Annotated in this window: 7 protein-coding genes; 5 read left to right on the forward strand and 2 right to left on the reverse strand. The window is 33.6% G+C overall.

What is annotated here, in order from left to right; all coding sequences use genetic code 11:
• Positions 1-1,110 precede the first annotated feature (1,110 nt).
• Together QRE67_RS25930 and QRE67_RS25935 are read left to right on the forward strand one after the other, a co-directional pair.
• Positions 1,111-2,601: a plasmid recombination protein gene (locus QRE67_RS25930; protein WP_286125405.1), complete on the forward strand. Its 1,491-nt coding sequence runs from the start codon at positions 1,111-1,113 to the stop codon at positions 2,599-2,601.
• A gap of 243 nt (positions 2,602-2,844) precedes the next feature.
• On the forward strand, positions 2,845-3,534 hold the full coding sequence (locus tag QRE67_RS25935) for a Rep protein (protein ID WP_286125406.1): 690 nt from the start codon (positions 2,845-2,847) through the stop codon (positions 3,532-3,534).
• A 726-nt stretch (positions 3,535-4,260) separates the two neighbouring features.
• Here QRE67_RS25935 and QRE67_RS25940 read toward each other — a convergent pair.
• Positions 4,261-5,697 (reverse strand): IS4 family transposase, encoded by a 1,437-nt coding sequence (locus QRE67_RS25940; RefSeq protein WP_286125407.1) that lies wholly within the window; start codon positions 5,695-5,697, stop codon positions 4,261-4,263.
• A 255-nt stretch (positions 5,698-5,952) separates the two neighbouring features.
• Entirely contained in the window at positions 5,953-6,585 is a 633-nt protein-coding gene (plsY, locus tag QRE67_RS25945; protein WP_286125401.1) for a glycerol-3-phosphate 1-O-acyltransferase PlsY, read from the reverse strand.
• A gap of 354 nt (positions 6,586-6,939) precedes the next feature.
• On the opposite strand from plsY, the gene QRE67_RS25950 reads away from it, so the two are divergent.
• The 3 genes from QRE67_RS25950 (at position 6,940) to QRE67_RS25960 (ending at position 8,852) form a co-directional block, all read left to right on the forward strand.
• Positions 6,940-7,548, forward strand: coding sequence for a DUF3967 domain-containing protein (locus tag QRE67_RS25950; protein ID WP_286125402.1), 609 nt, complete (start codon positions 6,940-6,942; stop codon positions 7,546-7,548).
• Positions 7,549-7,743: 195 nt separating this feature from the next.
• Complete coding sequence (locus QRE67_RS25955; protein WP_286125403.1) at positions 7,744-8,019, forward strand: hypothetical protein; 276 nt, start codon at positions 7,744-7,746, stop codon at positions 8,017-8,019.
• Positions 8,020-8,336: 317 nt separating this feature from the next.
• The gene (locus tag QRE67_RS25960) at positions 8,337-8,852 is read left to right on the forward strand and encodes a DUF3231 family protein (RefSeq protein WP_286125404.1); all 516 of its coding nucleotides are present in this window, start codon (positions 8,337-8,339) and stop codon (positions 8,850-8,852) included.
• The last annotated feature ends 1,194 nt before the right edge of the window (positions 8,853-10,046 follow it).

A 10,046-nucleotide genomic window follows, 5' to 3' on the forward strand; every position in this document is an offset into this window, starting at 1 on the left:
CACATCAGTTCATTCTTGATATACAGATCATTTGTATGATGTTTTTTTACATATAATTGCAATTGCTGAATAATGAACTTACATTACTGCTTTTAAAAGTTCTTGTACAAATGGAATGATTCCACCTAAAAATTTTAAAACTGCCATTGCGATTGTCATATTATTTCCTCCTCTTTTGTTGTTGCTAAGATGTGATTTATCTTTATGCCTTTATTATAGTAAGCGCTTACAATTATATCAATATATTTTTATATGTAATATTGCATATGGAGGGTAAGGTCACGAAATATCACATTTTCGCATTAAGACATGTATTGGAAATTAATTGTTCCCTAAAACAAAAAATGAACTGAATTCTTATAGATAACTGTGGTAAGATAAAATTTTTGTTTTGGGGTACTTCAAAATATTAGGTTGATGGGCATGTGGCGATACCCCTTTATATAAGAAAAAGAGTCTGGATTATTTAGGACTCTTGGTAATAGTAACGAGTTCTATCTTATTTTTAGTGTGGATTGTAGGTGAAAAAGAAAAGGGCAGAATCTGAATCTAGATTCTGCCCTTTTTTTTAGTTGGTTATTACAGTTAAGATGGTTTACTCACGACAAACATTATTTTTACTTTTTTAGACTACCAAATGATAGTGAGTGTATACAAGATTTTATGCAGGATTGCATGAATAAAGAAGATAATGTTTAGTATATCAAATGAATTGAGGGAGAAGTGGTTATGGGTGTTGGTCAATCAAAACGGACCTAGCGAAGCGAAGGGAGTATTTGACTTGACCAACTGAACGACACCCAAACCCTCTTGGCACTGAACAAACAACCGTTTGTTCCTGCCACCCGGTGAGGGGGCCCCTCAAGGATTGAGGGGTTGGGGAGTTCGATTGAGGGGGTCTGGGGAAGAGTTCCCCAGTGGGTTTGGGCAAAGCCCAAGGTTTGTTTTTACCATGCTGGGCATGGCTCGGCAAAGCCGAAAAGCGTCGCAGACCCCTATCGATTTTGATACGTAGTGTCAAAATACGTATAGGGTTACTTTAATTGACTCCATTTCGTCGCTTTGCTAGACTTATGGTATCAATTAATCTAGGGAAAGTGGTGGCATTTTATGTTGGGTTCTATCTCATTTAATCAATCTCACCAAAGTTCATTGAGCCATAATAACAGAGAAAACATTCATGGTAATCCTGGCATCGATCCATCAAGGTTAGACCAGAATATTTACTTTGTTCAAAAGGACATCCGAAGTGTATACAAGGATGTCTTTCAAGAAGAGGTCGATAAGTATAACGAGAAACAAAAACGGAATGATCGTAAGATTGATGACTACTATGACAAAATACATAAAGATGATAAGACACATGAGCAACGAGAATTGGTTGTAGCGATTGGAGAAGGTAAAGACGACTCAATGTATAGAGGGGCGAAAAAAGAAGCGCTGAAGCGCTATGCTGAGGCGTTTCAAGAGCGAAATCCAAATCTAGTAGTTTATAACATGGTTTTACATGATGATGAAGCCAATCCGCATTTACATATTAACTATGTACCGAATTTCGAAAGTAGTCGAGGATTAACGAGGCGTGTCGGAATGGATAGAGCCTTGCAACAACAAGGTGTAGAGGGAACGGGAAGAAAGTTAATTGCACATTGGAGAGAATTAGAAACGGCCTATATTGAGCAATTAGCGAAAGAACACATTCCGAATTTTGAACGTGCCAATGTAGGTTCACATAAATACATGAAAGTCCGTCAATACAAGGAATATGCAGAAACAAGATCAATTGTTGAGAATCAAGTACAAGAAAAAGAAACGCAATTACAAACGATTGACCATCATTTAAAAAATGTTGAAGAGAAAACAAACGAATTAGAAGTAGCGAAAAAGAGTTTGGAAAGTGATGTCGTTGATAAGTACAAAGAATTAGAGATAGTAAAACAAGAAGTAGAGAGTGAAAGTGAAAAGCTGCAGCTAATTGGCCAGTGTCATGTAGAGTTAGAAAAAAGAGTAAAACAAATGCAAAAAGAATTAGATAGTGCTACGGATCAAGTGCCAAATGAACCTATTAAAATTCCATTTTTGCGTAAAGAAGTAATAACAGAAGTACAGGATAAGATGTTTGGAAAAGCTGAAATTACGAAGAAACAGACAAGAAATTATGTTTTATCACCAGAACAATATCAAGAATTAACAAAACAAGTGAATGCAGCGATTACTATTAAAACGGATTATGAGCGTTTGAAAAAAACAGATTTTGTGCAAGAGAATGAGAGTTTACGAGCAGATAATAAAGATTTAAAAGAAACAATAGAGGGTAATAAGCTTGCTTTAAATCATTCGTATAAACAAAATCTTGAATTGAGAGAAGAAAATAAAGAATTACATACCGAAATAAGCGGATTGAAAGCTCATATAAGGGGGTTGGGAGAAAATATAAGGGTTTTATACAATTTGTCAAAAAAAGTTCTTGGAGAGCAATTTAAAGCGTTTAGAGAGCTTGTTAAAAATGAACTGGATGCGAAGGGTGTAAACAATCAATTTGAGCGTGAAAACAAGAAAGAACTGAAGCGTAAACAGCAGAGATACGACATGGAGCGTTAGAAGATATTTTGACAAAGTTAGTAAATTTTTTAGGGAAACTTTGTTTGACAATCTTTTGAGAGAATATGTGTGATAAAATTAAAAAACGAGCCATGCGGTAACATGGCTCGTTTCAAATGGTATTCAATGAAAATACCTAAAATTTAAATGTCTGGTTATAGATTATCATAATTTGATTCATAATCAAATAGAAAAAAATAGGTATTTTTGTTGATTCCCTCAATCAGAGGAGGAATTGACACAATGAAAGAAGAGAATGAACAAACTTTAGGACAAGCCTTAAAACAAGCTAATGGTAATGCTAGAAAAAGAGATTTTGAGAAAGATACAAAACAAAGGGACCAAGCTGAAGAACTTAAAAAATCTCTTTTACAACAGTTAAAAGAATTAACTGGAGAAGATCATTACGTTGGAACCAATAAAGACCCATTTGCTGGTGAACCATTTAATCAAGTAATGCATAGAAATTTAGATTTATTAAATAGTATTGGTTATTTAACACAAGCAGAAGAAAGTTTTTTATTTAGAATTCAAGCTTATTTGGAATTTAGAAGTAATGTCATTATTTGTAGAGATGATAAATTTAAAAAGAAACGAAATAACGTTGAGGATGATTTTGAATTACCAAAAGCCGCAACTGTTTCTGAGATTGCTGAAATGATAGGGAAATCGAGAGAAAAAACTTCTTTGGTTATGAATTCATTAAAGAAAAAAGAGATTTTACTTAATCCAGAAGGTGCTGGACAAATTATTGAAAATGGTCGTACTGTAAGTCCTAGAACATGGATAGTAAATCCTTACATAATGATTTGTGCACCTCGAAAAAATGAAGTAAAACTTGATAAATTGACAATGAGATTGTTTCAACATTCTTTGAAAAATCTTAAAGGTCAAAATGGTAAAAAGGTGAAATTGCCAGCTAGATTTTTCTAGACTGTATCAACTTGATACAGTCTATTTTTTATGTACTTTATAACTTATTTGTAATTTTTTAGGTGTGACGAAAACGTCACAAAAAGGACTAAAAGTGTGACGTTTTCGTCACACCCTAAAAAGTGCTATAAACCCTTGGTACAACAGGATTTATAGCACTTTTTAACAATCGTCTCTATTATCACTATTATTAAGGGGCTAAAAGTTCCGCAAGGAACAGGTAGTATTTTTGAGCAAACAACGCTCAAAAATCTCCACCTTCATCATAAAAAAGTCGGTTCGTAAATCCTCACCTAAAGGCTAACGCCTATTCTTTTTTATGATGTCCTTGCGGAACTTTTTTCGGCTCGTGTGCTTTTCTCGCCAAGCCGACAGACAAAAAGCAAAACAATGGTTCTCGACTTGGACTAGCAAGTATACGAGCCGAACCGCTTAGATCATTCGTTTCAAAATAGTTCTTATTCAAAAAATAGATACGTAATACGTGGGGTTTCGCCCCCACACGACGAGCCAGCATTCTAGCCAAAAAGCAAATTTCAGACCAAAAGACAAGAACAAAACCATAAAAAACAGAAAAACTCTCTATGGGGTACCGCCACATGCCCATCAACTTAAGGATGGAAACAAAATAAACTTTCGTTCAAATGAACTAAAAAACTCTTAAAATACTTTTTGTCCTTAAAAATGAGCATGCCAAATAAACCTTGGTAGGTATAGTTTCAAAAATTATGCTGCTTTCTTTTGTTTTTCCAATCGATTATACTCATAGACAACACCCAGAATATCAAAGACTGTTTTCTTCTCATATCGATGAGATTTCCGCCCGTTTTTCTGTAGTAGGGTAAACAGGCGAACTAGGATCTTTGTTATTCTTTGGGTGTTTTCTCGTATAGCTTGATACAAAATGTATAAATGATCTTGGATCATTCCAATCGCTTTATATTCACTCAATTCTTTTTGTTTTTTTTGTAGAATTAGTTGCCGCATTTTAAACATTGTAGAGGAACAAAGAAAAATGGCAATCAATTTTCCATAAACATGGCATTCTAATCGTTCTTGTTTGATATCGTGCCAATGGTGGATTTGAAATAATGATTTCCAAGTTTTAAAGATAATCTCAATTTGCCAACGGAGCGTATAATAATCATGTACTTGTTCCATCGGAACAATTTCCCAAGGTGTATTGGTAATATATATGTTAATTCCAGTTAATCGTTTGCTCTTTTCAGAATACGTAATTCCCTTCTTACTCTCGGTATACACTTGCTTTTTTCTACGTTCATGAAGTTGTTTTTCGGTTAAACGATAGATGATAACTCGTGTGAATAATTTTTTATCCCTTCCAATGTAAGCATTTTTCATTTCATAAACTTGCCCTGGTTGTAAGGTATTCATAATGTGTTCTAAATCGACTTTGATGTGTTGAGACTGTTTTTTAACTGTCCCATTTCGAAAGTATTCAGGAAACTCATTTTTGATATATACCATATTGTTTAATTTAAGCCGTGATATATAATACACACCACGTTGGTCCATTTGATCTAAATCTTCCAGTGAATAATAGCCTAAATCTCGAATACAGAGATCCCCTGGCCGCAAAGTCGTTAAACATTCTGTTCCAAAGGTCTTATCATTATTTTTCCCTGGTTCAACTTGAAAATTTAAAAACTGTCCACTATGTAAATCATATTCTAATTGAATCTTTATACCGGCTGTTTGGGCACAACCACCCGATCCAGGATACACGCTAGCTAAATGTTTCGGCACTTGGAAAATCGTTGCATCTAAAATACGAATTCGTTGAAAATAGGTTAATGATGAGCTTGAAATTACTGATGTTTCGCAAACTTTACTTTGCCATAATGCAGAAAAAATATGTTTTAAAAACTTAACAGCTTTTTTATTAAAGCGCTTATTGAGTCCTTCAGGACTCATGAGGATTCCTGTGGCTGCATGTAATTGGCTACATAATCGAACGAGAGAATCGCTCGCTATCCGTTGACTCACCCAAATACAAATTGTAGCTAATTCATTCCCTGAAAACTTTCGTTTTCTTTTCACAAAACCCAATTCTCTCGCGAGTTCTTCCAAAATAGAAGGTGTTAAATGTTGATGAAGCTCTTCAGCAAATAGTTGTAATTCATCTTGAATCGAGAGATTCATAAAAAACGTCATCCTTTCTCAATCAGCTTGTTTAGAAAGAATAACGTTTTTTTACACTTGAAGGTAGTGAAGATTTTTAAGTTGATGGGCATGGGGTACCGCCAGCATTTCGAAAAAAACACGCTAAGCAAAAAATATAATAAGCTGTCCATATGGACAGCTTATTTACATAATTATCGTTATTGGAAGTTGTAATGTGGTCTCTTGTTTTAAACGGTTAACTAACTTTAAATTTTTTTCATTTTGAAGACATGCTCAACGCCGCGAAAAAATAAGTTTATTTTCTGTTCCTGAAAGTAGCCTTTTTATATTTTCTCTATGCTTGAAAATAACTATAAACGTCATTAGGAAAGCAAATATATAAAAATATATGGTATTTCCAAAAACCGGAATAAATGAGATGGCTGCAAAAAGCATTGTAGCGCATATTGTGCCTAAAGAAACATAACGGGTAAAAACTACTATTATCACAAAAAAACAAATGCATAAAATGGCCATAACCCAGTTGATCATAAACATCACAGCTACTCCCGTAAGTGCTCCTTTGCCCCCTTTAAAACCAAAATATATCGGCCAGTTATGCCCTATAATCACTCCTGCGCCTGCTGCTAAAAGGCTTATGCAATCTTTAGCCTCTCCTGAATAAAAGTAAACGCTAAGGAACAATCCTATAAAACAGGCAATTATCCCTTTTAATATATCTCCAGCAAGAACAAATACTGCAGCAGATTTACCAAGTACCCTAAGGGTATTGGTAAGTCCGGCGCTTTTGCTTCCATGGTTTCTTATGTCCTTTCCGTATATTTTTCCTACAATCACCGCTGTATTAAGGCTGCCTAAAAAGTAGCCCAAAGCTAAGGCCGCAAAAATTTTAAAAATATCAATCATCACTCTTCTCCCTTTAAATTATTCTAATTTTCTTTTATTTCATTTTATCAGAATGTAGTATGTAGCAAACTATGAATATCTTATACATGCTTGGTTAACATAACGTCTCATTATCGGTAGCAAATAAAAAGCGAAATCCTCGTTATATCAGTGGATTTCGCTTTTTTCTTTTTATCATGATATGCATGATTGTATACATTGTAGAGATATTGGGGTTTTTCAGGTTTATGAATGTCCTGTATTAGTACAAAAATTTGTATAAAATCTTGTATAAATGAAAACAAGTGATACGTGAATTATTAGGAAAAAGGGTATATCATTGCTATAGCGAATATATTTTTGAGGTGAAACGCTATGAAGACGTTTTATAGTCCTAGTGACGTGGCGGAGCAATTAGGTATCCAGTCATCTACGTTACGTAAGTATGCAGACGTGTTAGAAAAAGAGGGTTACACCTTCATAAAAAACGAGCGTGGGCATAGGAAGTATAGAGAAAGTGATGTAATGGTATTCCGTAAGGTTATCAACCTAAAGAACGATACAGATATGAGACTAGAAAATGCCACAAAGCAAATTGTATCATGGCATCAAGGTGTTGAGGTGTTGCCATTGGATCGACATGAGGTTGAGCGCTATGAAGAACCGGATTTCAACGCTACAACGCTACAGACGATGATTCAAGATCAAAAAGAAGTCATTGAAAAACAAAATAGGTTGCTCCAGGAATTAACCAAACGACTAACTGAGCAAGACCAGCGATTCATACAAAGAGAATCAGAGTTATTGAGCGCTATACAAGCGATACAGGAATCCCAGGCACTTATAGCGACGAATACTAGCGAAGATATGGCGAAGAACCAGGGCCGTGATGAGATGCTCATGCAAACAATAAGGGAAGTCCAGGAAGTTAAGAAGATGATTTCAGCAAGTAAAGATAAGAAATGGTATGAGTTTTGGAAATAATCTTTTGAAATTTGATTAATTATCTCCCTTTATCTCTAAAAATACAGGAAAATAAATCCAATACTAATGGTATAATTTTTAATGTTATATGGGGAAAGAGAACATGGTTTAAATTAAGATTATGTTTGAAGAACTAGAATTGGTTGCTAAAAAGCAGGATAGTTTAAGAGAGAGTGTTGAGTTGGGGATGATAAATTGAAAAATAATAAATCAAATAGGACTTTAAGGGTTGGAACTAATATCGTACTTATTTTATTAATTTTAGGTGCATTCCAAATGTTTTTTGATGAAAATTATACAAATGACCACTTTGGTGGGCTATTTTTGATAGCTTTTTGGATGGTTAGAAGTATTTATGGTTTTACCATAAGTTTAAAAGAAGGAAATAAAAAGTTAGCATTAATAGATTTAGTTTTAGTAATTTTAGCTTTTTATCTTTTATTTTTTTATAGTACTAAATATTTTTTCTGAAAATAATTAATTCACTAATGGGGTTTTAATTGAATAAGCCTTATACAAAAGTAAAGCTCAGAGTCATATGAGAACTCTGAGCTTTTTTGTCTGCTACCGATAATGATAGATTATGTTAATTAAAATATATATGTTATTTATAAGAATAAAATTTCTATAACAGTATATCCTACAAGAGGTAATTACTATATTTGGGTAAGGTGTTTCATATGAGTTATAAGAATTTATTTTCTTTAATCCGGAACATGGTTGGGAAAATTTTTTCTATAGTAAGCATTGTTATTAAGAGTGTAATTTCTTTAAGGAGGAATATTTTTATGGGCGTTTTAAGTGGAAATCCACAACATGAACCAATGCACTACGGAGAAGTTTTTGGAATTTGGAGCTATCTTGCAGCGGCACAAGGTGCAATTGCTGGTTATCAGGTTCTCATTAACCATACAGGAGATGAGGACTTAAAGAAATTTTTAGAAAACCTTGTAGAGAATGATATCCAATCCGAAGTTGAAGAATTAAAAAATTTATTAAAATTAAACGGTGTTGCATTACCACCAGCACCTCCAGAAAGACCAGTTGCATCTATTGAAACTATCCCTCCTGGAGCTCGTATTAATGATGCGGAAATTGCAGCTAAAGTTTCTATGGATCTTGCTGCTGGTTTAGTAGCGTGTAGTCAAGCTATGGGACAATCTCTTCGAGAAGATGTAGGAATGATGTTTGGTCAATTCCATATGAAAAAAGCACAAGCTGGTGCTGTATTACTTCGTCTGAATAAGAAAAAAGGTTGGATTATTCCGCCTCCATTACATGTTCAACAATCTGAACAAGCATAATACTTAATAGCAATCCAATTTCTTTTTTTATAGTTGCCTTAGTCTTTACAAGGCTAAGAACAATTTAGAATTTCGTAAAAAAAAGCTTCTTAGGTAAGAAGCTTTTTTTATGTTCAAATTATATATGCTTTTAGATATATGAACTACCGATAAGTGATGTTATGGTAACTAAAATTATATAGAGTAAGTAAGTCTTTGTAAGTATTATCACCATGGTATAATATGGTTAATTCTGTTTATAAAAAGGAGAAATGTTTAATGGGAGTTTTTACAGCAGTGTTAGTAACTAGCTCGATTTTATTATTAGCTTGGGTTGTAGGTGAAAGAGAAAAACAAAATCAACAATAATATTTTATATTTATGGATAATTATAATTGTTAAAAAAGCTAGCATCGATCTAGCTTTTTCTTTTTTTGTTTACAGGTGTTCTAATCTCTTTATTTATGATGTTTTGAATGTATACTTTTCTAGTCGTTTTTGAGGAAAATGGGTAAGTTGCGATAGAGCCAATAAAATTAAGGAAATGAATGTAAACTAATATATAAAAGTTTACATTCGTATTTATAATAAATAAAAAGGGGTACGGTCAGGAAAATGCGGATTTACAACGTTAAGCTCATTTTTCTGACGGTACCCCTTAAAGAAGTTTTGCATTTCTGGATTATTTGGGAAAGTTTGATCAGCCGAGCAACATAAAGATATACAAGAAATAAAAAATTGGGGTTAAACCGATGATGATATGTCCTATGAGGTTAATTCTCCAATGAATGTTTCTGATTTTGTTCTTTCCTAAAAGAAAAGTTATAACTAACACTGAAATAAGTGGGCAGAAAAAAGAAATACTGTCCCAAGGGCTGATTCTTTCAAAAATAATACGATTCAATAATGGCATTAACAAAATGAAATTAATGATTAGTAGAAGATATCTTAGTTCAATTCTCATTTTTTACCAACCTTTACACTTTTTATCTTAACTTTAACATTTGTCTGACAATAAAAAAAGGAGCTTCTTCTTGTCAGGGATATGAGCTTAACGTTGTAAATCCGCATTTTCCTGACCGTACCCCAAAAAGCACTTTTTAATGTTTTAAAAGTGCTTTAACTTGATGTTGATGTGACGGAACCTCAAGTATGTAGAAATTTAAAAAAGTCCCTTCATAATGCTAAAGGGACTTTGCTCACACAAATGATCTG

The sequence above is a fragment of the Bacillus sp. DX3.1 genome (assembly GCF_030292155.1).
Classification (GTDB): Bacteria; Bacillota; Bacilli; order Bacillales; family Bacillaceae_G; genus Bacillus_A.

What these genes read in the sequence shown, in the direction of transcription:
- QRE67_RS25930 (WP_286125405.1), top strand. Translation starts at nt 1,111, where the DNA reads ATGTTGGGTTCTATCTCATTTAATCAATCTCACCAAAGTTCATTGAGC.
- QRE67_RS25935 (WP_286125406.1), top strand. Translation starts at nt 2,845, where the DNA reads ATGAAAGAAGAGAATGAACAAACTTTAGGACAAGCCTTAAAACAAGCT.
- QRE67_RS25940 (WP_286125407.1), bottom strand. Translation starts at nt 5,697, where the DNA reads ATGAATCTCTCGATTCAAGATGAATTACAACTATTTGCTGAAGAGCTT.
- plsY (WP_286125401.1), bottom strand. Translation starts at nt 6,585, where the DNA reads ATGATTGATATTTTTAAAATTTTTGCGGCCTTAGCTTTGGGCTACTTT.
- QRE67_RS25950 (WP_286125402.1), top strand. Translation starts at nt 6,940, where the DNA reads ATGAAGACGTTTTATAGTCCTAGTGACGTGGCGGAGCAATTAGGTATC.
- QRE67_RS25960 (WP_286125404.1), top strand. Translation starts at nt 8,337, where the DNA reads ATGGGCGTTTTAAGTGGAAATCCACAACATGAACCAATGCACTACGGA.